A 24,553-nucleotide genomic window follows, 5' to 3' on the forward strand; every position below is an offset into this window, starting at 1 on the left:
TTCGAACTCTCGTTGCCTGGGACTCAGCGGTCCCAGGCGTCTTCTTCCAGGGCCGCGCGCGCGGCGGTGCGGCCCGACACGATGAACTCCGCGATGTCGCCCATCGAGTTGTAGTAAGGCCCCCACAGCGAGCCGCATTCGCCGATGGCGTACAGCCGTGGGATGGGCGCGCCGCGCTGGTCGAGCACGCGCTGGCGGGCGTCGTGTCGGGGGCCGCCGTGCGTGTTCAGGAAGGTCGGCAGCATCGGGCCGATGGCGTAGTACGGACCTTTATCGAGCGGCACGAGGAAATTCTTGCGGCCGAAGTCGGTGTCCTCGCCGGCTGCGCATTGCGCGTTGTAGCGCGCCACGGTGGCCTTCAGCGCTTCAGGGTCGAGATGGCCGGCGGGCCAGGCGCCGGGCTCCGCATCCCAGCGGCACTTCAGCGCCAGCTCCTCCAGCGTGTCCGCCTGGAGGATCCAGCCTTTCTCCAGTTCGGCGAGGTTGTCCTGGCTCCACGGCGGGGTGCGCGAGTTCAGCGTCGTCATGGCTGCGCCGCCCGAGCGCACCTTCTCGTCGAAGATGTGGAAGGCAGGCACATTGATGAACTCGGGCACATCGGGGTTGGTGGCCAGCCAGGTGGCGCGGTTGCTGAGGCCGTGGCGGACATCGGCCGTATCGGTGGTCTCGTTGTGGAAGCGTGCCGCCTCACGGTTCACCCAGATCAGGCTGCCGCCGTCCTTGAACGCGCCCGAGTTGTAGCCGAAGCCCGCTACCTTGTTGAGGTCGTACGTCACGTACACCCTGCCGCCGTCCACCCTGATGCCCCAGTTCAACGGCCCTGCCACGGCATTCATGTGCCAGAGCTGGGCACCGACCTCCTGCGCCATGCGGATGCCGTCGCCGGTCAGGTTCGGGCTGCCAAGGAAATGGATCGGGCACGGTGTCAGGTACTGCCGGCACATCTCGGCATCGAACTCGAAGCCCCCGCTGGCAAGCACTGTCGCCTTGCGTGCCTTCACGGCGATGGTGCGGCCTTCAGCGGTGCGGGCGAGCACGCCCAGGATGCCTCGCGACGCCGGATCCTGCACGAGCTGCGTCACCGTCGTATTGCACTGAACGCGCGCACCATGCTTTTCAGCTACCGCCGCGATGGCGTTGTATAGCCCTGCCCCGCCGGGCGCGGCCACCACGCTCATACCGTGGATGCTCGCGGCGCCTGGCGCGCCCGGAAACTCAGGAAAGAATCCCGGCGCGCTGAAGGGCCTGGGGTTGTCCTTCAGCGGCAGCTCCAGCTTGTGCTGGAAGGCCGGGATGTCCTTCAGGCCTGTGACAAAGTTGCGCAGGACCGGCTCGTCGGTCTGGCCGGCGCACAGCCAGTTCATGTAGTCGAACGTGGCTTCCTCGTCGGACGAGGTCATGATGAGCCCGCCCGCGACGCAAACCGAATTGCCGCCGCCGCGATCGCCCTTTTCCAGCACCAGCACGTCGGCGCCGGCCTCTGCGGCTGCGAAGGCAAACGTTGCGCCAGCGCCGCCGTAGCCGACCACGACCATGTCGGCCTCGTCGTCCCAAGCCGGCGGCGACCAGTTCACTGCATGCGTCTTCTGTTCCATCTTTCTATCTCGAAATCCTGTCGGTCACAACGATTCAGGCCGGTTCGGCAACCGGCTTCTCGACGGCCAGCAGACGCGCATAGATCTCGTTGTAGCGGACCACCGGCTGGTCCATCGGGAGCAGCACGAACTTGCGGCCGGGCGAACGATGGATCATGTCCTGTTGCGCCTCGATGATCCGCTTGTCTTCCTGGAAGGCAGCGTCGGCGATGCCGAAGCAATGCTGCTTCAAGTCGGCGGCGGCGGCCCACGGCCCGAAGTTGAAGAAGAAACGCGACTTGTTCTTGCTGATCGGCGTGATCATCTGGCAAGTGCAGCGCTTGAAGATCGGCGTCTCGGTTACGTCGCCGCCCTCGCTGCGCTCGAGCACGCCCGGCTCGTAGGAAGTGATGGTCAGGATAAAGACGCCGGGCACCAGGAACAGGCTGACGACGTGGTCGTCGCATGGGCGCGCGCCGAAGTACGGGTTGGACTGGCGGCCCAACTGCCAGCGGTCGGCCAGCACGCCGCGCTCCAGTTGGGTGACGCCACGCTTCGTTTCACTTTCTTTCATCATCTTCAGCGCGACAGGATCGCTGGCGCCGAAGGTGGCCTCGTGCACGAACGGCGCGTGCGAAAGGTCGAGCAAATTGTCGGAGATCAGCTCGGCATTTACGTCCATGTCAAAGGTCGAGCATTGCATCGCCCATTCGGCGTTGTCCGGCCCGATGATGGGGGGAACCAGCGCCTCATCCGCCTTCTCCGCCTCGCCCATCCAGACCCAAGCAGCGCCGTGCTTCTCCACGATCGGGTAGGCCCGCACGCATACGCGCGGCGAGATGCGGTCCTGGCCCGGCACTTCCGTGCAACGCCCATCGGCGGCAAACTTCAAGCCGTGGTACATGCAGCGCAGTTCGTCACCTTCCTTGCGGCCAACCGACAGCGGCGCGAGGCGGTGGCAGCAACGGTCTTCCAGCGCAGCCAGGCTTCCATCGGTCTTGCGATAAATGGCCAGCGGCTCATCCATCACGGTAAAGGGCACGATGGCATCGGCCGTGAAATCCGTGGACCATCCAACCATGTACCAGCAATTGCGAAGGAACATTTCTTTACTCCAGTTTGTGTTTTGAGGAACGGCTACCCGTGCTGCGTGCGGGTCACGCACTTCGTTGTTCTTCCGGGCTTGTAGCGAAGACAGCAGCCGGCAGGCGCCTGAAGTCATCGAGACGCCCCGGTGATGTGCGGCACGCCAGCATCGGCAAGTAGTAGCGCAGGTACGCGAGAATCAGGATGACGTTCAAATACAGGCACCACACGCTCATGGACGTGCTGACCAGCATTGCAAACCGCAGGTTAAGGACAATGGCGTTGAAGAAGACCATGAACGAGATCGGCAGCGTCATCGCCAGCGCGAAGGGGACGAACAGGTCAAGCAGGAGGAGTAAGCCTGCTATCAGTTCGCAAGCCTTGACGATATCGAACACACCGGTTTCGATCAGCGTGACCAGCATCGCGTTGGAAGCGGGCAGGGTGCCAAGCGGCTGAGGGAAGATCGGCGGGAACCCAAAGTTCGTCAGCCAATGGCTCAGGCCGCTGTTGATCATCCAGGCGCCAAGGGCGAGCCGCATCAGGGTGATGACCAGACGGCCGGCGCAGGCAGCGTCCAGCCTCCGCTTCGCAGGGGACGTTGTATTCATTTGGCATCTCCGGAATGGGTGGTCTTGGCGGCCTCGCCGGCCGGCGGGAATTGGACGAAACGCCGCCTTTCGGCGATCCGGCCCGTATAGGCGCCTGTCTTGAACACGTCAAGCACATCGACAGCCGGCTGGCCCCGCGCCGCCTCCACACGGTGGTAGACAGCGACGACCAGGCCTTCGGCGATAACCTGCCGGATCTCATGGCGGATCGGTTCACCGTCGCGAAGCTCGATCGAGCCGGGATTGTGGTCGACCATCTTCGGCGAGAAGTACCCCTTTGCGGCCTCGGCGCCCCGACCCGTGTCGTAGGCCTGCTTCATATAGTCCAGCACGATCGTGCGTGGAAGCTTTCCCACGCCGGGGCCGTTATCGCCATACCAGCGCGGATTGAAATGCAGGCTGTAAGCAAACGATAGTGCGATCGCAATCCCGACTCCGATGGAGGCCGCGCGGGTCATGCAGGCATTCGTTGCAGTACTCGTTTTCATCGATAGACTCCGGCTGCGTCAGAAACGGTGATAGATGCCCGCGCCAAGCGCGTTCACGTTTTCGTGCAACTGGGTCGGCGCAGCGAGCCCGCCCGGCGGATAGATGGTTTGCTTTGACGAACCGCGGTTTTCGAGGCGCTTGAAGAAGGCGTAGAGCGTCGTGCGCTTGGATAAGTCGTAGGTGTAGCCGATGGCCCAGGCGGCCACGTCCGCCGTCGGCGTGTTATCCGGGAGGCCGTTCGTCACTCCGCTGTCGCGCATGCCGTAGGCAAGCTTCAGATTACCCGCCGCACCAACCGGAATGGTCGTACCGACTTGCCACGCCGAGTCATGCGCTGCGCCCAGCCGATAGCGCAATTGATAGTTCACGTAGAGCGTTGCCCAGGGCGTCTCGTAAGATGCCGCGAACGCGTGCTCAAGCTGACGGCTGGTGTCCGGTGTCAGGTTGGTCGTTCCCGTGGCGCGCGCAAAGCCGTAGCCGGCGTTCAGCTTATTGGCCGAGTAGAGGAACGTGACGATGTCGTAGTTGCGATTGACCGGCGCGCCCGCATTCTCGCTAAACACATGCGCTGCCGAAACCGTCACGCCGCCGAAGGATGGCGAGTTGTAGCGGACCGCGTTATCCGAGCGGGCCGGATCATTGAGCGGGTTGAACATCCACGGATTGCTCGACTCGCCGGTGAGCGACGCTGCCACCGAACCCGGAGCCATCAGTACGGGATCGAAAATCGCGGCGAAGTCGTAGCCCGGCGTGGGCTGTCGTCCCAGCGCGATCTCGCCATAAGTATTGCTGCGCATACCGACAGTTGCGCGACGTCCGAACAGACGGCCGCCCTGCGCGTTAGTACCGGTATCCATGTTGTAGCCGCCCTCAAGCACAAACACGGCCTGTAGATCCGCCGACAGGTCTTCCGTGCCGCGCATCCCCCAGCGCGAGCCAGCCAGGCCACCGCTGTTCAGACTCGTGACGCTCTTCTCCGAATTGCTGAAATAGCCGATAAAGCTGTCTGCGACCCCATACAGGGTTACGCTGGCGGCAGATGCGGCAAGGGGGAAAAAGCCGGCAACCGCTACTCCGGCAAGTCTTTTGTCCACGTCGTCTCCTTCTAGTCGTTATGTTCTTGCCAGTGGGCTGGCATTGGGGCTACATACTCTGGCCAACGGCGTCCGTAGCCGTTGTGTCCGAATGTGCTTTTGATCCGAAAGGCGGATCGCTCCTGGTCCTCTCAGTCCAAATATTATTCAATTTAGTATTGCGAATCTTATACAGCGAAAAGCGCCACTTCAATCTTTTCTTTGGCTTTACGGGGTAAACCCCGTTCCACCCTCACTGCACCCAAAAAGCGGGCGAGCGCCGTCCCCGAGCGCGTGGTGACGAACAAAGGATTCCAGCGTAGAGATATGACTTCAGAGAGCGCGCGCGGTCAGCGACGCCAGCAAGCGCTTTTCCACCGCGCTGCGGTCGCGGCGGTAGGCATCCAGCAACGCCTCGCGGTCTTGTGCGGCGAGCGTCTCGACGAGATGATGTTCCGGATCGGCGGGGAAACGATAGCCGGCAATATCTGGCGCGGCCATGGCGCGATATCGATCCGTCTGCCGCATCAGTCGCATCACTTCACGCCTTAGCACCGCGTCGGGCGACAAGGCAAAGATGGCACCGTGGAACTCCCGGTGTGCGCGCACCCACGCGGCCCGGGCGCGCTCCGTCAGATGGTGGTCGAGCAGCGCGAGCCGCGCGCGCAGGTCCGCCAGTTCGCTGGCGTCGGGCCATCTCACCGTCGACAGCAGTTGCGTCTCGAGCAGATGTCGTATGCGATAGAGTTGCCGCGCCTCGCTACTCGACAGCGGCGCAACGTGGAAGCCGCGATTGGGGTCGTGGCAGACCGCAGCCTCGGCAACCAAAAGGCTCAGCGTTTCCCGCACCGGCACGCGACTGATGCCGAATCGCCGGGCCAGGTCCTGCTGCCGCAACTGCTGTCCGGGCGACAGTTTCCCTTCGTTGATCATTTCGCGGATATCGGCCGCGAGCCGCGACGGCAAGTCGGTATCGGTGGCGCGTGGCGTCAGGCCCACAGCAGGATCGAACACTTCGCGCCGGCCCATCTCAGCGCGTTCCCCAGTACACAGCATGCGCGGTGTCGTGCAGAACCTTGCGCTGGTCGGTTTCAGACAGCAGCGACACCGACTCCTTCGCCAGCGCCACCATCTGCGCGTAGCTACCTTTGGATTGCGCGACGTCGGACCCCCACATGACGCGATCCGCGCCGAACTCGCGTACCACACGCTCGACCATCGGCGCCGCCGCCATCTGCGCGGCGGCGAGTTTGCCGAGGTTGATCATGGAGTACAGCAGGTAGACGTTGGAATGCTCCACCATCTCGAGCAGCGTCGCGTCGACGCCGTGGTCCGGGGCGCCGCTTTCGCCGACGATATTGGAGAAATGATCCAGTACCACCGTAGTCTGCGGAAACCGCTGCAGTACCGGCTTGAGCGCCTTCAGGGCAGCCTCGCGATTCCAGCGATAGAAGTGCAGTCGCACCGAACCGCCCAGTTCCGACACGGTTTCCCAAGCTGCCATCGCCTCAGGCGAAGCGAACCAGGACGGGTCAGCACCCTTGAACGGTTCAGTCAGGCGGATGCCGACCGCGCCGCGCTCGCCGACCCAGTGCCGCACTTGCTCACGGATGTTCTGGTCAAGCGCGTCCACCATGCCAAGCGCGCGCAGGCGTTCCGGGTAGCGCTGGGCGGCATCGCACACATAGGCGTTATTGAAGCCGTAGATATGCGCCCGTTGCACGGCCAGCGCGCGCTCAATGCCTTGCTCGTCCATCAGCGCAAGAAGGCGCTCCGCTGTCACCGGATTGTCGAGAGCGCCGGGCTCCAGCTCGCCGCTCAGTGGAGAAGTCGGATAGCGTTCCACATCGGCGGAAATCAGGTGTGCATGACTGTCGATCATTGACTTTGTCTCCTGTAAGTAATGAAGTGAAGTGATGTCTGACGCCTTGCGCTCCGCTCGCTCAACCTCGAGAGGAGCGCGAGCCGTTCACTTCCAAGGATCCACCGTAACGTGGACGGCGCCCTCCACGCCGCGACCGGCAGTGGCAAGGATCGCCTCGTGCGTCTGTGCCAACCCGAAGGTATGCGAACACACTTCATCGAGCGGATAGCGGCCTGAGCCGATGTAGCGCAGGGCGAGTTCCACCGCCGCGTAGCTGCGCCCGCGCGGAGCACGCACGGTCAGGTAGCGCTTCTTGATCTCGCCGATCGGTACGCTCTGCGCCAGGCCGTTCAGGCTCAGGTACGCGCCCTTGGCAGCCAGGCCAATGGCAAGCTGCGCCACTTCGCCGGTCGGATCGCCAGTGGTATCCACCACCACGTCGACGCCGCGACCATTGGTCAGGCGCATGACTTCGGCATGGAGATCCTGGTTCTGCACGTCGATGGCATGGTCCGCACCGAGGCGCAGCGACAGGTCGAGCCGGCTGCGATCGCGGGTCATGCCGGCGAGGATCACCATCAGGGACCCTGCGGCCTTGGCCGCCAGCACGCAACCCAGTCCCTGCTGTCCGGGACCGAATACCAGCACTGTCTTGCCGGGCCCGGCGCCGCCGTCATTGCATGCCCACTGCACGCCGTTGCCGAACGGCACCGCGAGGGTGGCGTGGACGGCGGGCATATCGGGCGGGATCACGTGCATGACCGTATTCAGCGGCAAGTGCATGTACTGCGCGTAGCCACCCCACAGGTGCGGTGCAATGGTGCAGGTCGACATGCCGAAACGCAGCGTGTTGAGCCGGTCCTTCACATTGAAGAAGTCCACCTCCATGCACAGTCGGAAGTCGCCCTTCATGCACCATTCACAGTGCCAGCACGGCAGGTATTCGTGCAGCGCCACGCGGTCGCCGGCCTTCACGCCCCAGCGTTGCTGCGCAATGGGGCCAAGCTCGACGATGGTGCCGACATTCTCGTGCCCCATGATGACAGGAGCGTGCTCGGACTTGCGATACAGCTCCGGATCGCTGCCGCCAACGCCGCTAGCCTCCACCTTGAGGATGCCTGAGTCCGGCTGCACTAGTGGGTAGTCGAACTCCCTCAGCTCGGTCGTCTCGACACCAGTCTTGACTGCCGCGAGTACTTTCCTTGTCATATCAAATCTCCTTCCAAAATATACGGCGCGCGGTATCGCCAAGGATGGCCTCGCGAACCACTGCCGGATGGTCGAGGAGGCATTCGCGCACTAGCGCCAGGGCATTGCCATAGCCTTCACGGCTGCTCACCACCGGAAAATCGCTACCCCACATCAGGCGCTGCGCGCCGAACGCTGCAATGGCGGCCTCCAGCAGCGCTGCCGCCTCACCGCCGAACGTGGGGCCGTCCCGCAGCGCGCCGGGCGCACGAGGCGCCAGTTCCCCGAGGCCGGGAACCTTGAGGCACACATTGTTGAAGCGGGCCAGCCGCAGCACCGTGTAGCGCAATTCGCCATCGGCCACGGTCTGCATCGGCTTGCTGGTGTCGCCGAGATGCTCCAGCACGACCGTCAGGCCCGGCACCGCCTGCAGCAGATCGGCAAAGGCTGGCGTGGTAAACGCTTCGGCATTGCCGACGCAACTGACCGGCAGGCCGCAAGCTTCTGCGGCCCGCCAGATCGCCAGCGGATCGTCGCCGGGCGAGCGGGCTCCCGGGCGCAGGCGCACGCCGGCGGCACCTTCGTCCGCCAACCTTGCAAGCGCGCGCGGAGCGTCCGGCGCGGCCGGGTCAATCCAGACCACGCTGGCGAATCGGCCTGGATGCGCGCGTACGCAATCCGCCTGGTAGCGGTTGTCCGCCTGCCCGATCATCTGCGTCAGCACCGCACGCGCCACGTCGTGACGCTTCATCTGGCAGAGCAGCGTCTCCACCGGCTCGTACCAGACCTGCGAGACATGCGCGTGGCTATCGATCAGCATCGCCGCGTCAGGCCGTCAGGGCCACGTCCGGATTGAGTGGGACCTCCTGCTTCCACGTGCGCTCGTTGCTGAAGATCACCGTCGCCGCGCGAATCTGCGGGAACGGAATCGGCGCGGTCAGCACGCTGGGCGCCTCGCCGCGTTCGGCCAGCGCGCGGGCAGTGCGGATCATCTGGCGGCGCCAGGCCACCACGGCCACGTCGGACGTGCCGAGGTGTTCCTTGGTACGGTCCAGGATGCGGCCCTGCGTTTCGCTGACCGCGTGGTCCTGCGTCAGGATGCCCTTGATGCCCGACATCGACCCGGTCTTCATCCACTCGCGGTCCTGCTGGTACCAGTTGTCGATATTGAGCTTCTTGCGGAAGTTCTCGTCGACCCAGTGGCCGCCCTCCTCGATGCGATAGGCAACATCCACCGGTTGGGTGTCGTCGAAGAACCACTGGACGTGCCACGTGGATTCGTCGTCGCGCGGCACGAAGGCGTTGGCCATGCGGCGGTTCTTGCGCACGCCGAAGCCGTCGGGCGGGATCAGCGTAAAGAAGGGCAGCACCACTTCGGTCACGCGCGCATGCAGCTTGCCTTCTTCGCGGAAGTTGCGCACGCCCGCGTAGCGCAGGCCGTACTTGGTGTATTCGACTTCGATCTTCGGTTGCAGGTCGCGCTCATGGTCGTACTTCGCGGGCGCGCTCCACGGCTGCTCGCGGTGCAGCACACCGGCATGGGCCGAGTCGATGGTACCTTCCACCGCCTGCGCGTAATTGCAGTCTTCCAGCACCTTGAAAGGCACGGCGTTGACGGCCGGGTACGACAGCCACTCGAATTCCGGGAATTGCGGCTCCTCGGCGGCGGGGCCCATGTAGGTCCAGATCACGCCGCCCGCTTCCCGCGTCGGGTAAGCCTGCGCGCGAATGCGCGAGCAGAAGGCGGAACCGGACGGCTCGGTGGGCGTGTCCAGGCAGGTGCCGTCGGTGGCGAACTTCCAACCGTGGTAGAGGCAGCGCAAGCCGCCGTCGGAGTTGTCGCCCAGCGCCAGCGACGCGCGGCGGTGCGGGCATTGCTCGTCGAGCAGGCCCACCTTGCCATCGGTATCGCGGAAGGCCACGAGATCTTCGCCGAGCAACCGCACGCGCACCGGCTTGCCACCGGGCTCTGCAATCTCGGATGCCAGAAGCGCCGGAATCCAGAAGCGCCGGATCAGTTCGCCCATCGGGGTGCCGCGGCCAACCTGGGTCAGCACATTGTTGTCTTCGCGAGTGAGCATAGGTCCTCCTATCTTGAATCGGTGTATCGTCTTTGTGGGAAAAAACGGCCTGCGCCGGCTTCAGTCCAGAAGCGCGATGGCGCGGCCGAGTCGTTCACGGGCGGCAACGGTGTCTCCGTCGTTGCCAACCAGGTCATGTGCTTCGATCACCAGCGAGCGCATCGCCTCCAGGCGCTGCAATTGCTTTGCGCTGCAACCGTCGCGAGCAGCATTGGCGACGTCGGCGTCGAGCAGGCGCCAGACCTCGTCCAGTTCGGATTCCCGGTAGATCATGTGTTCCACTTCGCGGGAGACCGCCATCCGCTCGCAGATCGACGACAGCGTGGCGGCCGAGTAGTCGTCGATGGAAGTCAGTTCGTCGGCATGCATGGGGCTTTCCACTCGGCGCGCCGTTACCGGCCCTTCGGGCCGAATTTCGAGGGCTGCAGGCCAATGACCGCACGTCCGTAGCTGGTCATGGCGCTGTCCCACGTAAAGGCGAAGTGCTGGGCGGCGGAATTTACGTCGCGCCAGATTCTCTGCAACTCGGAACTGTTGTAGATACCGGACCCGCCGGCTGCTTCGAACAGCGCGTTTACCGCGTAGCGCGCCTTCTGCGCGGCATAGGCCCAATCGCGTGGAATGCGTGCCCAGTCCAGGTCGCTGATCGAGCGCGGATCGTCCGCACTGTCTACACGTCGCGCATCCTCGCGCACCACGGCCAGCGCCGCGTCGATCTCGGCCACCGATTCCGCCACCCGTGCGAACGTGGCCGATTGCTCGGCTGCCTGTTCACTGCTGAACGTGGCCAGGCGCGCCGCCAGCCCGTCGGAGAATGACCGCACCGCCGCACGGGCCATGCCTAGTGGCGCGCCCACGAGCGAAAACGGCGTGACGTTCTGGAACGGCATCCGGTAGATCGGTGCGCGCACCGATCCGGTTTCATCGGCCATGCCCGACATCATGTCCTTCACCGATACCGAGCGATGCGCCGGGATGAACGTATCGGCGATTCGGATCGAGCGGCTACCGGTGCCGCGCATGCCTGCCGTGAACCAATCGTCAACGATCTCGATATCCTCGCGCGGCACCACGAAGAAGCGCGGCTCCGGCGGTTGGCCCTCACGCTGCACCGCATTGCCGACAATGACCCATTGGACATGGTCGATGCCGGAACAGAAGCGGCCGTCGCCGTTGACCAGCCGATAACCGCCGTCCACTTCCGTGACGGTGCCGCCGAGACGGAACACGGTCGCGGTCAGCACGCGGTCGGCGCTCATCACTTCGCGCTGCGCCTGCAGCGGGAACAGGTTCAGCATCCAGCTATGGCCGGCCAGGACACCATAGACCCAGCCGGTCGAGCCGCACGCGGAGGCGATCTCGGCAGTCACGTCGACCAGCGTCGCGAAGCCCAGCTCCGAACCGCCAAACATGCGCGGCGTCACGACGCCGAACAGGCCGGCTTCCATCAGCTCGCGGATGGTCTCGGCAGATACGATGCGCTCGCTTTCGGTACGGTCGGCGCGCGCGCGGATCTTGTCGTGCAGCGCACGCGCCGCGGCAATCGCGGCATCGTGGCTGGCCAGTACGGGGAGGCTACCGGAAGCGGTTGCCAAGGGGGATGTGCTCACGTCTTGTCTCCTTTGTGAGGACGTACGCCTCCGCGCCGCGCGCCGGTGACGCCGCGGCGAGGCATGGTTCGTCGTTTCTGAATGGTTCGGCCGGGGCGGCCGTCAGGTGCCGGTGCGCATGCGGTCCTCTACCTTCTCGCGCTCGTCGGCTTGCAGGAACCAGCGATAGTGGCCGCCCTTCGAGATGGGGGGCAAGTTGTCGGCAACCGTGTACCAGTTCTCGCCACCGTCTTCGCTGGCGTAGGTTTCGCCGGTCGCGGTGCCGGCCAGCAGCATCACCTGGTCGGCCCAGTGATACAAGCCCATGCCTTCGATATTGCCGATAACTTCTGCCGGCAGGCCGTTGCGGATTTCCTGCCACGTTGCGCCGCCATCGCGGCTGCGCAGCACGGTGGCATCGGCGCTGCGCTTGGAGCCCCAATCACGCGGCGCGTTGCCCGGCCCGCCGAGGTACAGCACGTTCTCGTCGCGCGGGTCGATAAACATGGCATCGGGGTAGCCAATACGGTCCGCACGCGTCATCAGGTGTGTCCAGGTCTCGCCGGCGTCGGCGCTGTAGTGCAGGCCTTCGCCACCGCACATGAAAAGCTGTGCAGGGTTCGACGGACGGATCAGAACGCGGTGGTTGTCGTGATAGAACTTGTCCTGCGCGGACTCATAGCTGCGCGGCTCGGTCCAGGTGGCCCCATCGTCCGTCGTCTTCAGCAACGCGCCCTGCTCGATGCATACGTACAGCGTGCCCGGTTGCGCCGGATGAAAGGCCACGTTCTTGACATGTGCGACGTGCGGCGGCGGCGGGAACGTCCACTTGTCCTGGTCCGGCACAGACAGCATGGCCGAGACTTCCTCCCAGTTTTCGCCAAGGTCGTCGCTCCGATACAGGGCTGAGGGCTCGGTGCCCAGATAGAGCACCACACGGCCGTCGCGCTGCTGTGCCGCCAACGTGTAGACGTGTTCGCTCTTCAGGCCATTGCCACGCGGTTCCCACGTGACGCCGAGGTCGCGACTGACCCACATGCCCCCCTTGCCGTGCGCGCCGGCAAACAGCAACCCTGATTGCGGCTCGAACAGCAGCGCGCTCACGTGACGGTCTTCCAGCGCCGAGCGGGTCCGCTGCCAGGGCGCGCCTTGCCCTGTCCGCTCGAATACGTGCATGCCACGCAAAGTGGCGACGAAAAGTCGGGTGGCCGGGCCGCTGCCGTGTGTGACCGTGCCGCCGTTGCAAGAGAGGACTGCGATCAATTTGTTCTCCATTTCCATGTGACGCGGACGGTGCTACTGCGCTGCACGATGCCGCTGCCGGTTTCCGCCAGTGATGTGCCCTTCGGGCCGATGCCCGGGAAAGTCCACGCATCAAGATGCTTTGACTTTTTTCTTGTTAGTCGAAATAATATGCAAAAAAGAATTTCGCGTCAACGACGAAGCGAGCGACAGCGGGCCTCTCCTTATCGGTCCCACGCCGCACGCTTCGGACACCAGGCGCCGGCAGGCATATGCCTCGCCGCATCACTGAACGTCGTCACTGGAGACACACATGAACGACCTGCCCCAGTTCACGGGCGCCCTCCTTGAGTTGCGCCTGGAGTCGATTCAATTCCTCGCCCGCGACACGCTGCTCTACGCCTTCGCGTCTCCCGTGGGCGCCGCGCTGCCGCCGTGCGAGCCGGGTTCCCATATCGGCTTGCACCTGCCCAATGGCCTGGTGCGCCAATATTCGCTGCTCGAAGGTGGCCGCGAGCCGCGGCGCTACCAGGTAGGGGTGAAGCGCGACCCCAAAAGCCGCGGCGGTTCCAGCTTCATGCACGAGCAGTTGCGCCCCGGCGCGGTGATCCAGGCGGAGCCGCCGCGCAACAATTTCCCGCTGAATGAAGAGGCCGAGCATTCGGTGCTGGTCGGTGGCGGCATCGGCATCACGCCGATCCTGTGCATGGCGAGGCGCCTGAAGGCGCTGGGCCGCTCGATGACACTGGTGTACTCGTGCCGCGACCGCGTCGACGTCGCCTTCCTCGAGGAACTGCGCAGCTACGAGAACCTGCACCTGCACATCGACGCAGAAGCGGGCGGCGTGCTCGACATCGCCGAAGTAGTGAAGGCGCATCCGGCCAACACGCACTTCTATTGCTGCGGCCCGGGCCCGATGCTGGCGGCCTTCGAAGCAGCCACGGCCCACCTGCCTGCGGCGCAGGTCCACGTCGAGTATTTCACCGCGAAGCAGGAAGCCGCGCTGGACGGCGGCTACACGGTCGAACTGAAGCGCAGCGGCAAATCTCTGCAGGTACCGGGTGGCAAAACCATCCTGCAGGTTCTCAAGGATGCCGGCGTGGAAGTGGCGCACTCCTGCGAGGAAGGCGTGTGCGGCGCCTGCGAGACGCGCGTGCTATCCGGCATTCCCGATCACCGCGACGCCATCCTTTCCGAACCGGAGAAGGCGGCCAACAACACCATGATGATCTGCTGCTCGGGTTGCAAGGGCGAGCGGCTGGTCCTCGATCTGTAAGTCATTTCATCCCAACCGGAGACATCCCATGATCATTGACTGCCACGGCCACGTCAGCCCGCCCGCCGAACTCTGGGTCTACAAGGCTCACATCCTGTCGCATCGCGGCGAGCACGGGCGCAAGATGCCCGAGGTGACGGACGAGGAGATCCTCCACTACGCCAATCGGAAGGAGATGGGGCCGGCCGGGCACATCGACCTGCTTGACCGCGTGGGCACCACCGTCCAACTGCTGTCGCCGCGTCCGTTCCAGATGATGCACAGCGCGAAGCCGGGCAAGCTGGTGCACTGGTTCACCGAGGAGACCAACAACATCATCGCCCGCACGGTAAAGCTGCTGCCCAAGCGCTTCATCGGCGTGGGTGGGCTGCCCCAGGTGGCTGGCGATCCGATTGAAGTGGTGCTCCCGGAACTGGAACGCTGCGTGAAGGAACTGGGCTTCCGCGGCGTGCTGCTCAACCCGGACCCATTCGAGAACAACGGCGCTGAAGCGCCACCGCTGGGCGACCGTTACTGGTATCCGCTCTACGAAAAGCTGTGCGAGCTCGACATTCCCGCGCACATCCACGCCACCGGCTCACACTCCGCACGGTCGCCGTACACCGTTCACTTCATCAATGAAGAGACCATCGCCGTGTTCGGCCTGGTGAACTCCGACGTGTTCAAGGACTTCCCGTCGCTGAAGATCCTGGTGTCGCACGGCGGCGGCTCGATCCCCTACCAGATTGGCCGCTTTCAGTCGGGTGCCGCGCGCGCGGGCCGCGACTTCCTGGCCGGAATGCGCAACCTCTACTACGACACCGTGCTGTATTCAGAGGAGTCGCTGCGCCTGCTGATCAAAACCGTCGGCGCGGACCGCTGCCTGTTCGGCGCCGAGTGCCCAGGCGTCGGCTCGCAGACCAATCCGGCTACCGGCCGCACCTTCGACGACATCAAGCCGTTCATCCAGGGCTTCGACTGGCTGTCGCCGGAAGAGAAGGACCAGATCTTCTTCGGCAATGCGCAAAAGTTGTTCAACCTCGACCTGGCGGCGTACCGCTAAACGCGCGACGACGCCCGGAGGAGAGCAAGCATGGCAGAAATCGTACTCGGCATGGGCACCTCGCATGGTCCCATGCTGGTCACGCCGCCGCACACATGGGGCTCGCGCCTGCCCGACGACCGCCGCAGCCTGCATCACTACCAGGGCCGGACATGGACGTTCGATGAGCTGGTGCAGCATCGCGCGTCGGAAAACCTGGCCGCGCAGATTACGCCGGAAGTGTGGGAAGCCCGGCACACCCGCTGCATGCAGGCCATCGAACGCATGTCGCGGGTGCTCGCGGAAGCCCGCCCCGATGTGGCAGTGATCGTCGGCAACGACCAGATGGAAATCTTCGACGACATGCTCGTGCCCGCGTTCAGCGTGATGTGGGGCGAGACCATCGTCAACAACATGATCAGCGACGAGAAGCTGTCGCGGCTGCCGCCGGGCGTGGCCCACGCCATGCCCGGCTACATGCCCCCGGAAGCGACATATGCCGGCGTACCGGCGCTTGGCCGCCACCTGATCGAACGCACCGTGGCCGACGGCTTCGACATCACGGCATTGAAACACCTTTCCGCCACGGAGACGCCGCACGCCTTTGGCTTCGTATTCCGGCAACTGATGAAGGATCAGGTGATTCCCACCGTGCCGGTGCTGATCAACACGTTCTATCCGCCCAATCAACCGACGGTTGGCCGTTGCCACGCGTTCGGACGCTCGTTGGCGCGTGCCATCCGGTCATGGGACAGCGACGCACGTGTGGCCATCATCGCCTCTGGCGGCCTGACCCACTTCGTCATCGACGAGACCGTCGATCAGTTGATCCTCGACAGCATGCGCGCGCATGACTTCGCGCCCGTGGAGGGGCTGGGCGAGGCGATCTTCCAGGCCGGGACCTCCGAGGTCAAGAACTGGATTCCCGTGGCCGGCGCGATGGACGAGCTCGGCTTCGGCATGGAAGTGATCGACTACGTGCCGTGCTACCGCAGCGAAGCGGGCACGGGCAATGCGATGGGCTTCGCCTGCTGGCGGCCCGACAACAACAAGGAAGCCATTCGATGAGTACCCCCGACGAATATGTGCGCCGCCTGCGCCGGCTGGATTGCTGCGCGGTGTCCGACACGCTCGACAAGCTCGGCCTTCCGGGCGTGGTCAGCGGCGTGCGGCAGGAAGCCGGCGAGGGCCGCATCGCCGGTCGCGTGATTACCGTGCAGCTCGGCACGGGCGCGCCGCCACCGGGCGAGCCCCGCCACTTGGGCACCACCGCCATTGAGGCCGGCGGCGCCGACGACGTGATCGTCGTCGAGCAGCGCACCGGCGTCGAGGCGGGGAGCTGGGGGGGCATGCTGTCGCTCGGCGCGAAGGTGAAGGGTATCGCGGGCGTGGTGGCCGATGGTCCCGTGCGCGACATCGACGAAGCGCGCGCGATGAACTTTCCCATCTTCGCCTCTTCCCTCACCGCCCGTACCGCGCGCGGCCGCATCGTCGAGAAAGGTACCAACGTGCCGATCCGCGTGTGGGGCATTGACGTCGATGCCGGGGACTACGTTCTCGCCGACCGCAGCGCTGTCATCTTCATCGCCGCGGCGAACATCGACCGGGTGCTCGAGGCCGCGGAAGGCATCGTCGCCCGCGAAGCTCGCATGGCCAAGGCCGTTCTGGCCGGTACACCGATCAGCCAGGTCATGGGCGGCAACTACGAATTCATGCTGAAGGATTAAGTCATGTCAGAACAGATCGAAGACCGCAACGTCGCTCGCGCCGGCAGGCTCGACACCGCCACGCTTAGCGACGCCATGGACCGCCTCGGCATCGTCGGCCAATGCCGCGCCATCAAGCCGCGCGATGCCGGCTTCCGCATGGCCGGCCGCGCCTTCACCATCCTCTACGGCCCCGCCGCCAGCCCGCCGGGCACCGTCGGCGACTTTATTGACGACGTGCCACCCGGTCACGTGATCGTGCTGGACAACGGTGGCCGCACCGATGCCACGGTCTGGGGCGACATCATGACGGAGATCGCCCATCGCCGCGGCATCGCCGGCACGGTAATCGACGGCATCAACCGCGATGTGCATCTTTGCCTGTCGCTCGGCTACCCCGTGTTCTCGCGCGACAACTGGATGCGCACCGGCAAGGACCGCGTGCAAGTGGAGGCCACTAATGTGCCGGTAAATATCGGCGACGTGCGCGTGGCACCGGGGGACATCCTGCGAGGTGACGCAGACGGCCTGGTATCGATCCCACGTGATCACGAGGAGCGCATCCTGGCGGCCGCCGAAGAGATCGAAGCTGCGGAGAACGCCATTCGCAAGGCAGTCGCCGGCGGCATGCGTCTGGACGAGGCCCGCGCCGAGTACCGCTACCATCAACTGCAGACGCGCGCCGAAGGAGCGAAAGCATGACATTGTCCATCGACCGCATCGATCCGCGCGACACCACGCAACTGGATTTCGCGCGTACCGCTCCGCAGATCGTCGACGCCGCCCGTGCCGTCCCAACGGCCACGCTGCACGAGGCCGGCGGGAAGATCGGAGCGTTTCCGTCCGCGATCAAACCCGTCGCACCGGGATTCAGGCTGTGCGGCCCCGCCGTCACAGTGCATGCGCCGGGCGGCGACAACCTGTGGCTGCACCGCGCCATCTATGCCGCGCAACCAGGCGACGTGCTGGTGGTGTCGGTCAGCGACGCTTTCGAGCACGGCTACTGGGGGGAGGTCATGTCCACCGCCAGCCAGGTGCGCGGCCTCGCCGGCCTGGTCATCGACGGCTGCGTGCGTGATGGCGTGCTGCTGGAAGAGATCGGCTTCCCGGTGTTCGCCCGCGGACTTTGCATCCGCGGCACCGGCAAGGATTTCGGCGCGCGCGGCTGGATCAATGCACCGACCGTGTTTGGCGACGTCACCGTCCATGCTGGCGACCTGATCGTCGGCGACGGCGACGGCGTGGTCTGCATTCCGCGCGACAGTGCGGGCAAGGTGGTGGACGCCGGCCTTGCGCGAGAAGTGAACGAGGCTGATCAGTGCCGCCGACTCCGTGCGGGCGAGGCCACGCTCGACATCTTTGGCTGGCGCTGAGGAAGGAGGCAGACGACATGAAGGAAAGCATCGACGACAAGACGACGATCCGCACGAGCTGGATCGACATCCCCGCAGCCGATGGTCGCGCGTACCAAGGCTATCTCGCGCTGCCGCCAGCGAGAACGGGCCCCGGGATTGTCCTCTTCCAGGAAATCTTCGGCGTGAACCGCCATATCCGGGCCGTAGCCGAGCAGTACGCGCAACTGGGCTTTGTCGTGCTCGCGCCCGACGTGTTCTGGCGGCAGGCGCCGCGCGAATCGTTCGGCTATGTGGGCGATGAAGCCGCTCGCGCGCGTGACATGCTCATTCGCGCCGACATGGCAGAGATCGAGAGCGAACTGGAAGGCACCGTGCGATCGCTGCGCGAGCGTCCCGAAGTGACGGGCGGCGTGGGGGCGCTCGGCTTCTGCATCGGTGGCCGCCTGGCCTATCTGGCCGCCGCTGCGGGACTGGTGGACACCGCCGCGTGCTACTACGGCGGCGGCATTCAGGACCAGTTACAGAAGGCGTCGGCTGTGCGTTGCCCGATGCTGTTCCACTACGGCGAGACCGATCCCATGATCCCGGTCGCCGCAGTCGAGCGGGTCAAGGCAGCCTTTGCCGACCGCGACACGGCGAAATTCTTCGTCTATCCCGGCGCAAGCCACGGCTTCAACTGCTGGGAGCGTGCCAGTTATCAGCGGCTCGCCGCGATGCAGGCGCACGGTCGGACGGTGCTGCACTTCGCCCGCCATCTCGCCGCAGCCCCCACGGTCGCATAGCCTCCGGACGGAGAACTCGCATGAGCATCGACGCCAACCAGTTCAGGACAGCGATGCGCTGCCTCGCCGGACATGTCTGCCTGATTACCACGTTGTCGGCGGACGGCTCGCGTGCGGGGCTAACAGCCACGGCCGTCTGCTCGGTCTCGGCCGATCCGCCCACGCTGCTCGCCTGTGTCAACCGCAACAGTGCGTCGTTCCACGCGATCCAGGCGTCAGGGATCTTTGCGGTGAACGTGCTGGCGGTGGAAAGCCGCCGGCTGGCGGACCGCTTTGCCAGCCCCATACCGGCAGAGGAAAAGTTTGCCGACGGCGTATGGGGACGCGCCAGCACCGGCGCGCCAGTTCTCCGCGACGCGTTGGTCAGCTTCGATTGCCGAGTGGCCAGTGCGTTGGACGTTGGCACGCACGGCATTCTCTTCGGCGCCATCGACACCGCAACGCCCCGCGCCGACCGCGCCCGGCCGCTGCTGTACGCGCACGGCAGCTACGGCGAATTTTCATCGACCGACGCTGCCGCAGCTCCAGAACTGCTCTGGATTCCGACATGGGACCCGGAGCCTGCTAGCTGAGGCGGACCCTCGCAAATCTGCCGGTCGACCGAAACCGGCCTGCTCCCCTGCAGGGCAGGCACCACAACAATAAATTCCAACGACGGAGACACGGAATGGCTTTTCGGAAGAAAAAGCTGGCAATGGCACTTCGCCATCTGTCATTTGGCATTGCAATGACAGCCGCGACCACAGTGACGCACGCGCAGGGCAGCGTCACCATCGGCGGCCTGCTGGACGAAAGTGTCGCGCTCTATCGAGACAACGGCGGCCATTCGAACGTCCGCATGCAGGATTCCGCGATCTACCCATCGAAGTTCTACGTGCGCGGCACCGAGGACCTCGGTGGCGGCCTGCAAGCATCGTTCAGCCTGGACTCGATGATTTCCCTCAGCACCGGGGCGCTCGATCCGCAATCGCGCGGCGCATTGTTCGAGAACTCGGCTTGGGTCGGCATGCGAAAGGTTGGAATCGGCGGCTTACGCCTCGGGCAGCAGAACGACTTCGCGTTCGACTACTTCCTGATCGGCGCGATCGACCCCGCCACCGGCATCGCGGGCGGCATGCTGAACTTCCGCACCGGGAGCTTCGGTGCGGACCTGCTCGGGCTCAAGGGCCCTGCGCAGATCGGCGCCGGTCTTGCCGCCGGTGGGCCATACGCGCCCTACACCAATGCCGCTGGCGTGCCGGTGGGCATGTCGGCCATCAACTGGGACCGCGTGGGCGGCAAGCGGATGTCAAACGCCGTCAAGCTGACGACCGACGAGATCGCCGGCTTTTCGGCCGGCTTGATGTACAGCTTTGGCGAAGTGGCGGGAGACTTCCAGAACGGGTCCGGCAAGAGCGCGGCGATCGGGTATCACCACGGAGAAACGCGCGCCGCCATGGTCTATACCGAGCAGAACTACGGGGCGGTAAATGGAGGACAGAGTGGCATCGCCAACTTCCTCGCCGGCGCCCGCACCAAGGTATCGCGCTTCGATTTCTCGGGCATGTACAGCCAGGCGCGCAACACATTCACCGGAGCGAGGATCTACGCGGTGGCCGGCGGCATCGGTTATGAACTGACGCCGGACCTGATTCTCGGGGGCGCCTATACCTACGAGAACGGCAACGAGCAACTGAAGAACGTGATCATTCACCAGGGCGCGCTCCAGTTGACGTATACCTTTTCCAAGCGGACCGCCGTCTATCTGGTGGGCGTGTATCAGCACACTAACGGCGCCTATGCCGCGGAAATCGGCAACATCCTGGCCAGCGGGAAGATTCAATCCGTGGCGGCAGTCGGCATGATGCACCGCTTCTGACAGCGGTGCACGGGGGGCTAGAGCGCTCCCCGCTTCATACGCCGCGCGCCGCGAGGATCTGCATCAGCCCCTCGGCCACCATCTTGCGGCCTTCGGCGTAGGCATCCAGCAACATGTCCCGATTCTTGGTACTCAACGCTTTCACAAGCTTCTGTTCGATGTTGGCGTTCAGGTGCTGGTCGCGCAGCGTGATATCGGCGGCCAACGCGCGGTAGCGGTCGGTCAGCCGCATGAGCCGCAGCGCCTCGCGCTTGAGCACCTTGTTCGGGGACAGCTCGAACACCGCGTCGTGGAACGCGCGATGGTGCTCGATCCATTCCGAGCGGTTGCCGGCCGAGAGCAGTTCGTCGAGTTCGGTCAGCATCGTCTTGAACTGCTTGAGTTGGGCGGGCGTGGGCCACTCGATCGTGGACAGCAGTTCCGCTTCCAGCAGTTGACGCATCAAGTAAAGCTGGCGCGCTTCGTCAGTCGACAACGGCGCGACGAAAAAGCCCCGGTTCGGATCGTGTTCGATGATGCTTTCAGCCGCCAGCAGCTTCAGCGCCTCGCGCACGGGAACGCGGCTGATGCCAAAGCGGTCGGCTAGGTCGGATTGCCGTAGCTGCAACCCGGGCGGCAACTGTCCGCGGTTAATGAGCTTGCGGATTTCCTGGGCTATCTGCGCGGGAATGTCGATGCCTTGTAGTTCTGCGGTGGACACGGTAGGGCTAAGTCGGAATTAGATATGCAATATTGAATGCAATCATACCTCCAAATTGCCTTTTTAAGGCACGATCCGCAGTTCTTTCGGTAGCAATGCGCGCTCATGGCCGCACCTCGTCAAACGCTCCCGCGCTCTGCGGATGAAGTAAGCACGCACCCTATTGGACGCGCTTCAGCTTCGACGTAGAGCCGATGCAACCTTCCCGCATGCACTGGGAAGCCTGCGGCGGAACCTCGACTGTCGCCCCCCGAAGTGTCTTGAAAGCAGAATAGGATGAGTGTGCGGATGGCAGCTATGGGTCGGCGGTAGTTGCCTTCGGCGTCCAACAGCCGGCGCCGAAAGGGAGGAGGGCAGAGTTCGGCCAGATTCTGTCACTCGCCTTCGGCCGGCAAATGACCGTACCGGCCAATGATCTGCCTGTCGAGTTCGGCGAGGGCCACGCCGCCCGACTTCAGTCGATCCTGTATCGCCCTCGGGAGCCACACAGGAACACATGAGCGGTTCTACGCAGCCGTGGCCCACTTCGCTTGCTGCCCGGCCGACGTTAGTGGCGAATCAAGCTGCGCCCGCGATCGTACCGGCGCGATCGATTCTGCCTCCCATGGCCTTCAGCCCGATGCCGGCAGCCAGTGCAATAACGGCGACACCCGTCAGGTAGAGGCCAGGCGCGGCCGGAGATCCCGTCGCGTGCAGGAGTTGTGTCACCAGGAAGGGCGTGGCGCCCGTGAATATGACCGTGGCAAGGTTAAGCGAAAGCGCAATGCCACTGAAGCGGACTTCAGTGGGGAAAAGATCCGCCAACAGGAAGGCGTAGGACCCATTCACCAGTCCGCCTATGGCCCCAATGATCGTGAAGGCCGCGATCACGTCGAGCCTCTGGGCGGTGAGCAGTGCATAGAATGGGTAGCTTCCTGCCAGCATCAGGATTGTCCCGAGCCGATGCCAGTGTCGAGACGCGATGCGGTCACCCAGGCAGGCAAAGAGAAGCAGCGACACGCACATCGTGGCAATCCCGATGTTCTGCCCCTCGCTGACAAGACGCGGATCCGCATGCAGTACAAGCGCCATGTACGACGGCAGCACCACGAACAACAAGCTATTCGACGCGTTAACGATCCCAGCCACTCCCACGCCAACAACGATTTGCTTCGGATATTCAGCGAGCACACGGCGGAAGGGGCGCTTGACTTTGTGGCTTCTGAGTTGCTGGAACTCGCTGGACTCCTCGAGCGAGGTCCTCAGCCAGTACGACAAGAGGCCGATGACGCCGCCAAAAAGGAAGGCAATGCGCCACCCGTATGTCAGGACATCATCCGCCGACAGTGTTGAATGAATGACCAGGCTGACGAGCGTCGCGATCAGGATACCCGCAGCGGCACAGAAAATGACAAGCCCACTGACCGTGCTCGCGCGGCCGGGTACCTCCTCTACCACATACGTGATCGAGCAGGGCAATTCCCCCGCCAGGAAGAATCCTTGCAGGAGGCGGAGCATCACGAGCAACACCGGTGCGGCCATGCCAATGGCCGCATAGCCGGGGACCAGGCCAATGCCGATGGTCGTGGCCGACATCGCCAGCACCGAGACCAGGAAGACCACGCGCCGGCCGAATCGGTCGCCCAGGCTGCTCAGGATGACACCGCCCAGCGGCCGGGACATGTATCCGAGCGCGAAGACGCCGAAGGCGCCGATCAGCGAAGCGACGGGATCTGTCGCGGGAAAGAATTGCGTGGCGATCTCCCGCGCGAAGACGCCGTAGATGATGAAGTCGTACAGTTCCAGCGAACCGCCAAGGCTCGCCAGGATAACGGTTTTCCACTTCTGCCTGAGCATGGGATGGTGCGCTTGCAACGCGAGGTCGATTGACGTCATCACTTGTCTCCAATCGGTATGGTGCCGCGCTCTCCGTCGCGTCGCTAAAAACTTGTGGCGCACGGCCAACATCGAGGTCCGACCGTTACCCTCAGGCTAGGGTGCCGAGAGCACGCAGACCAGATACGCGGGTGCGGGCTTCGAGAACCAGTAGGCCGTGAGCCAATCACAACGCCAGCCTTGGCTGGCGGGAGCTACGCCCCCTTGATGCCCAAGCGCCTGATGATGTCTCTGTAACGCGTCGACTCGCTGCGCATCCGTTCTGCGAATTGCGCGCCCGGCATGCTGACCAGATCCGTCCCGAGGGCCAGGAACCTCGCCCTGGTGTCCGGGCGCTTGAGCACTGTGAACGCTGCCTTTTCAAGCTGGGCGACGACGTCCGCGGGCGCGCGCGACGGCACGAGCAGGCCGTACCACGTCACGAAGTCGTCCTCCCGCATGACGCCCATCGCCTCGCCGAGCGTCGGCACGTTCGGCAGCAGTGGCGAGCGGCGGGGCTGCGTGGTCGCCAGCGGCACCAGCTTGCCGGACGCGATATGCGGCAACAGCGGGGGCGCGCCGACGAGCGCGAAGGTCACCTCTCCGCCCAGCGCGGCCACGGTTGCAGGGCCGGCCCCCTTGTAAGGAACGTGGACGATGTCGAGCCCGGTACGTGCCCGCAGCAACTCCAGCGCAATGTGCTGCGGTGAACCGTTGCCAGGTGTGCCGACAGTAATACCGCCGGGGCTGCGTTTTGCCGCGTCGAACGCCGCGTGCAAGGTCTTCGCGCCGATCGAGGCATTGGCGACGAACACGTTTGGCGACTGCGAGATCAGCACGACCGGCGTGAAGTTGGTGATCGGCGCATACGACCTCTTCGCCTGCAGCCACGGCGTAATGGTCAGTTCCGGATTGCCGGCAACGAGCACCGTGTAGCCGTCCGGGGAGGCCTTGGCGGCTGCCTCGGCGCCCATCATTCCGCCAGCCCCGGGACGGTTGTCAACCACGAAGCTCTGCCTGAGTTCGTTGCCCATCCCCTGCCCGAGCAAGCGGGCGATGGCGTCCGCCCCGCCCCCGGCCGCGTAGGGCACAATCATCCTGACCGGCGCGTTGGGATAGCCCTGCGCCCAAGCCGGTTCGAGCGTGGCGAGCAGCGACGCGCCCAGCGCACCCATGAAGGTTCTGCGATGCATGTGGATCTCCA

General features: G+C 64.5%; 25 protein-coding genes. 9 read left to right on the top strand and 16 right to left on the bottom strand.

The window, feature by feature from the left end:
• Positions 1 to 23 precede the first annotated feature (23 nt).
• From K2O51_RS04600 to K2O51_RS04660, 13 genes are all read right to left on the bottom strand, one after another.
• Complete coding sequence (locus K2O51_RS04600) at positions 24 to 1,595, bottom strand: FAD-dependent oxidoreductase (protein ID WP_011301895.1); 1,572 nt, start codon at positions 1,593 to 1,595, stop codon at positions 24 to 26.
• 34 nt (positions 1,596 to 1,629) lie between these two features.
• Positions 1,630 to 2,679: an aromatic ring-hydroxylating dioxygenase subunit alpha gene (locus tag K2O51_RS04605; protein WP_011301894.1), complete on the bottom strand. Its 1,050-nt coding sequence runs from the start codon at positions 2,677 to 2,679 to the stop codon at positions 1,630 to 1,632.
• A gap of 52 nt (positions 2,680 to 2,731) precedes the next feature.
• Entirely contained in the window at positions 2,732 to 3,271 is a 540-nt protein-coding gene (locus K2O51_RS04610; RefSeq protein WP_011301893.1) for a hypothetical protein, read from the bottom strand.
• The gene (locus K2O51_RS04615) at positions 3,268 to 3,729 is read right to left on the bottom strand and encodes a hypothetical protein (RefSeq protein ID WP_245001839.1); all 462 of its coding nucleotides are present in this window, start codon (positions 3,727 to 3,729) and stop codon (positions 3,268 to 3,270) included. Before K2O51_RS04615 ends, K2O51_RS04610 begins: the two co-directional genes overlap by 4 nt.
• Before the next feature lie 48 nt (positions 3,730 to 3,777).
• On the bottom strand, positions 3,778 to 4,854 hold the full coding sequence (locus K2O51_RS04620; RefSeq protein WP_011301891.1) for a porin: 1,077 nt from the start codon (positions 4,852 to 4,854) through the stop codon (positions 3,778 to 3,780).
• 312 nt (positions 4,855 to 5,166) lie between these two features.
• Positions 5,167 to 5,862 (bottom strand): GntR family transcriptional regulator, encoded by a 696-nt coding sequence (locus K2O51_RS04625; RefSeq protein WP_011301890.1) that lies wholly within the window; start codon positions 5,860 to 5,862, stop codon positions 5,167 to 5,169.
• Position 5,863: 1 nt separating this feature from the next.
• Positions 5,864 to 6,715, bottom strand: coding sequence for an amidohydrolase family protein (locus K2O51_RS04630; RefSeq protein WP_011301889.1), 852 nt, complete (start codon positions 6,713 to 6,715; stop codon positions 5,864 to 5,866).
• 87 nt (positions 6,716 to 6,802) lie between these two features.
• On the bottom strand, positions 6,803 to 7,906 hold the full coding sequence (locus K2O51_RS04635; RefSeq protein WP_011301888.1) for a zinc-dependent alcohol dehydrogenase: 1,104 nt from the start codon (positions 7,904 to 7,906) through the stop codon (positions 6,803 to 6,805).
• A gap of 1 nt (position 7,907) precedes the next feature.
• Positions 7,908 to 8,705 carry an amidohydrolase family protein gene (locus tag K2O51_RS04640; RefSeq protein WP_220630553.1) on the bottom strand — a complete coding sequence of 266 codons (798 nt, stop codon included), beginning with the start codon at positions 8,703 to 8,705 and terminating at the stop codon, positions 7,908 to 7,910.
• Positions 8,706 to 8,712: 7 nt separating this feature from the next.
• Positions 8,713 to 9,966 (bottom strand): Rieske 2Fe-2S domain-containing protein, encoded by a 1,254-nt coding sequence (locus tag K2O51_RS04645; RefSeq protein WP_220630554.1) that lies wholly within the window; start codon positions 9,964 to 9,966, stop codon positions 8,713 to 8,715.
• A 60-nt stretch (positions 9,967 to 10,026) separates the two neighbouring features.
• Entirely contained in the window at positions 10,027 to 10,335 is a 309-nt protein-coding gene (locus tag K2O51_RS04650; RefSeq protein ID WP_140948849.1) for a hypothetical protein, read from the bottom strand.
• A 23-nt stretch (positions 10,336 to 10,358) separates the two neighbouring features.
• Positions 10,359 to 11,576 carry an acyl-CoA dehydrogenase family protein gene (locus K2O51_RS04655; protein WP_011301884.1) on the bottom strand — a complete coding sequence of 406 codons (1,218 nt, stop codon included), beginning with the start codon at positions 11,574 to 11,576 and terminating at the stop codon, positions 10,359 to 10,361.
• A gap of 102 nt (positions 11,577 to 11,678) precedes the next feature.
• Positions 11,679 to 12,818 (bottom strand): WD40/YVTN/BNR-like repeat-containing protein, encoded by a 1,140-nt coding sequence (locus K2O51_RS04660; protein ID WP_245001840.1) that lies wholly within the window; start codon positions 12,816 to 12,818, stop codon positions 11,679 to 11,681.
• A gap of 292 nt (positions 12,819 to 13,110) precedes the next feature.
• Between K2O51_RS04660 and K2O51_RS04665 the strand changes: the two genes are divergently transcribed.
• From K2O51_RS04665 to K2O51_RS04705, 9 genes are all read left to right on the top strand, one after another.
• The gene (locus tag K2O51_RS04665; RefSeq protein ID WP_140948851.1) at positions 13,111 to 14,073 is read left to right on the top strand and encodes a PDR/VanB family oxidoreductase; all 963 of its coding nucleotides are present in this window, start codon (positions 13,111 to 13,113) and stop codon (positions 14,071 to 14,073) included.
• A 28-nt stretch (positions 14,074 to 14,101) separates the two neighbouring features.
• Entirely contained in the window at positions 14,102 to 15,115 is a 1,014-nt protein-coding gene (locus K2O51_RS04670) for an amidohydrolase family protein (protein ID WP_011301881.1), read from the top strand.
• Between the two features lie 30 nt (positions 15,116 to 15,145).
• The gene (locus K2O51_RS04675) at positions 15,146 to 16,162 is read left to right on the top strand and encodes a DODA-type extradiol aromatic ring-opening family dioxygenase (protein ID WP_011301880.1); all 1,017 of its coding nucleotides are present in this window, start codon (positions 15,146 to 15,148) and stop codon (positions 16,160 to 16,162) included.
• On the top strand, positions 16,159 to 16,821 hold the full coding sequence (locus K2O51_RS04680) for an RraA family protein (protein ID WP_011301879.1): 663 nt from the start codon (positions 16,159 to 16,161) through the stop codon (positions 16,819 to 16,821). Before K2O51_RS04675 ends, K2O51_RS04680 begins: the two co-directional genes overlap by 4 nt.
• A 3-nt stretch (positions 16,822 to 16,824) precedes the next feature.
• A complete protein-coding gene (locus K2O51_RS04685; protein ID WP_011301878.1) occupies positions 16,825 to 17,502 on the top strand; it encodes an RraA family protein in 678 nt (225 codons plus the stop codon).
• On the top strand, positions 17,499 to 18,173 hold the full coding sequence (locus tag K2O51_RS04690; RefSeq protein WP_140948852.1) for a 4-carboxy-4-hydroxy-2-oxoadipate aldolase/oxaloacetate decarboxylase: 675 nt from the start codon (positions 17,499 to 17,501) through the stop codon (positions 18,171 to 18,173). The genes K2O51_RS04685 and K2O51_RS04690 overlap by 4 nt, the downstream gene beginning before the upstream one ends.
• Before the next feature lie 17 nt (positions 18,174 to 18,190).
• Positions 18,191 to 18,937, top strand: a complete 747-nt coding sequence (locus K2O51_RS04695) for a dienelactone hydrolase family protein (RefSeq protein WP_220630556.1) — start codon at positions 18,191 to 18,193, stop codon at positions 18,935 to 18,937.
• A 20-nt stretch (positions 18,938 to 18,957) separates the two neighbouring features.
• Complete coding sequence (locus K2O51_RS04700; protein ID WP_140948854.1) at positions 18,958 to 19,509, top strand: flavin reductase family protein; 552 nt, start codon at positions 18,958 to 18,960, stop codon at positions 19,507 to 19,509.
• 155 nt (positions 19,510 to 19,664) lie between these two features.
• Positions 19,665 to 20,795, top strand: a complete 1,131-nt coding sequence (locus K2O51_RS04705) for a porin (protein ID WP_245001841.1) — start codon at positions 19,665 to 19,667, stop codon at positions 20,793 to 20,795.
• Positions 20,796 to 20,829: 34 nt separating this feature from the next.
• Here the strand turns inward: K2O51_RS04705 and K2O51_RS04710 are convergent, their stop codons facing one another.
• From K2O51_RS04710 to K2O51_RS04720, 3 genes are all read right to left on the bottom strand, one after another.
• Entirely contained in the window at positions 20,830 to 21,495 is a 666-nt protein-coding gene (locus tag K2O51_RS04710) for a GntR family transcriptional regulator (protein ID WP_011301873.1), read from the bottom strand.
• Between the two features lie 558 nt (positions 21,496 to 22,053).
• Positions 22,054 to 23,370 carry an MFS transporter gene (locus tag K2O51_RS04715; protein WP_140948856.1) on the bottom strand — a complete coding sequence of 439 codons (1,317 nt, stop codon included), beginning with the start codon at positions 23,368 to 23,370 and terminating at the stop codon, positions 22,054 to 22,056.
• 194 nt (positions 23,371 to 23,564) lie between these two features.
• Entirely contained in the window at positions 23,565 to 24,542 is a 978-nt protein-coding gene (locus K2O51_RS04720; protein ID WP_220630558.1) for a Bug family tripartite tricarboxylate transporter substrate binding protein, read from the bottom strand.
• Between the last annotated feature and the right edge of the window lie 11 nt (positions 24,543 to 24,553).

This window comes from Cupriavidus pinatubonensis (genome assembly GCF_019602855.1).
Lineage (GTDB): Bacteria > Pseudomonadota > Gammaproteobacteria > Burkholderiales > Burkholderiaceae > Cupriavidus > Cupriavidus pinatubonensis.

Coding starts and splice junctions, on each gene's coding strand:
- K2O51_RS04670 (WP_011301881.1), top strand. CDS start 14,102: ATGATCATTGACTGCCACGGCCACGTCAGCCCGCCCGCCGAACTCTGG.
- K2O51_RS04650 (WP_140948849.1), bottom strand. CDS start 10,335: ATGCATGCCGACGAACTGACTTCCATCGACGACTACTCGGCCGCCACG.
- K2O51_RS04690 (WP_140948852.1), top strand. CDS start 17,499: ATGACATTGTCCATCGACCGCATCGATCCGCGCGACACCACGCAACTG.
- K2O51_RS04675 (WP_011301880.1), top strand. CDS start 15,146: ATGGCAGAAATCGTACTCGGCATGGGCACCTCGCATGGTCCCATGCTG.
- K2O51_RS04720 (WP_220630558.1), bottom strand. CDS start 24,542: ATGCATCGCAGAACCTTCATGGGTGCGCTGGGCGCGTCGCTGCTCGCC.
- K2O51_RS04665 (WP_140948851.1), top strand. CDS start 13,111: ATGAACGACCTGCCCCAGTTCACGGGCGCCCTCCTTGAGTTGCGCCTG.
- K2O51_RS04610 (WP_011301893.1), bottom strand. CDS start 3,271: ATGAATACAACGTCCCCTGCGAAGCGGAGGCTGGACGCTGCCTGCGCC.
- K2O51_RS04625 (WP_011301890.1), bottom strand. CDS start 5,862: ATGGGCCGGCGCGAAGTGTTCGATCCTGCTGTGGGCCTGACGCCACGC.
- K2O51_RS04645 (WP_220630554.1), bottom strand. CDS start 9,966: ATGCTCACTCGCGAAGACAACAATGTGCTGACCCAGGTTGGCCGCGGC.
- K2O51_RS04705 (WP_245001841.1), top strand. CDS start 19,665: ATGACAGCCGCGACCACAGTGACGCACGCGCAGGGCAGCGTCACCATC.
- K2O51_RS04600 (WP_011301895.1), bottom strand. CDS start 1,595: ATGGAACAGAAGACGCATGCAGTGAACTGGTCGCCGCCGGCTTGGGAC.
- K2O51_RS04630 (WP_011301889.1), bottom strand. CDS start 6,715: ATGATCGACAGTCATGCACACCTGATTTCCGCCGATGTGGAACGCTAT.
- K2O51_RS04615 (WP_245001839.1), bottom strand. CDS start 3,729: ATGACCCGCGCGGCCTCCATCGGAGTCGGGATTGCGATCGCACTATCG.
- K2O51_RS04640 (WP_220630553.1), bottom strand. CDS start 8,705: ATGCTGATCGATAGCCACGCGCATGTCTCGCAGGTCTGGTACGAGCCG.
- K2O51_RS04605 (WP_011301894.1), bottom strand. CDS start 2,679: ATGTTCCTTCGCAATTGCTGGTACATGGTTGGATGGTCCACGGATTTC.
- K2O51_RS04700 (WP_140948854.1), top strand. CDS start 18,958: ATGAGCATCGACGCCAACCAGTTCAGGACAGCGATGCGCTGCCTCGCC.
- K2O51_RS04635 (WP_011301888.1), bottom strand. CDS start 7,906: ATGACAAGGAAAGTACTCGCGGCAGTCAAGACTGGTGTCGAGACGACC.
- K2O51_RS04685 (WP_011301878.1), top strand. CDS start 16,825: ATGTCAGAACAGATCGAAGACCGCAACGTCGCTCGCGCCGGCAGGCTC.
- K2O51_RS04715 (WP_140948856.1), bottom strand. CDS start 23,370: ATGACGTCAATCGACCTCGCGTTGCAAGCGCACCATCCCATGCTCAGG.
- K2O51_RS04680 (WP_011301879.1), top strand. CDS start 16,159: ATGAGTACCCCCGACGAATATGTGCGCCGCCTGCGCCGGCTGGATTGC.
- K2O51_RS04695 (WP_220630556.1), top strand. CDS start 18,191: ATGAAGGAAAGCATCGACGACAAGACGACGATCCGCACGAGCTGGATC.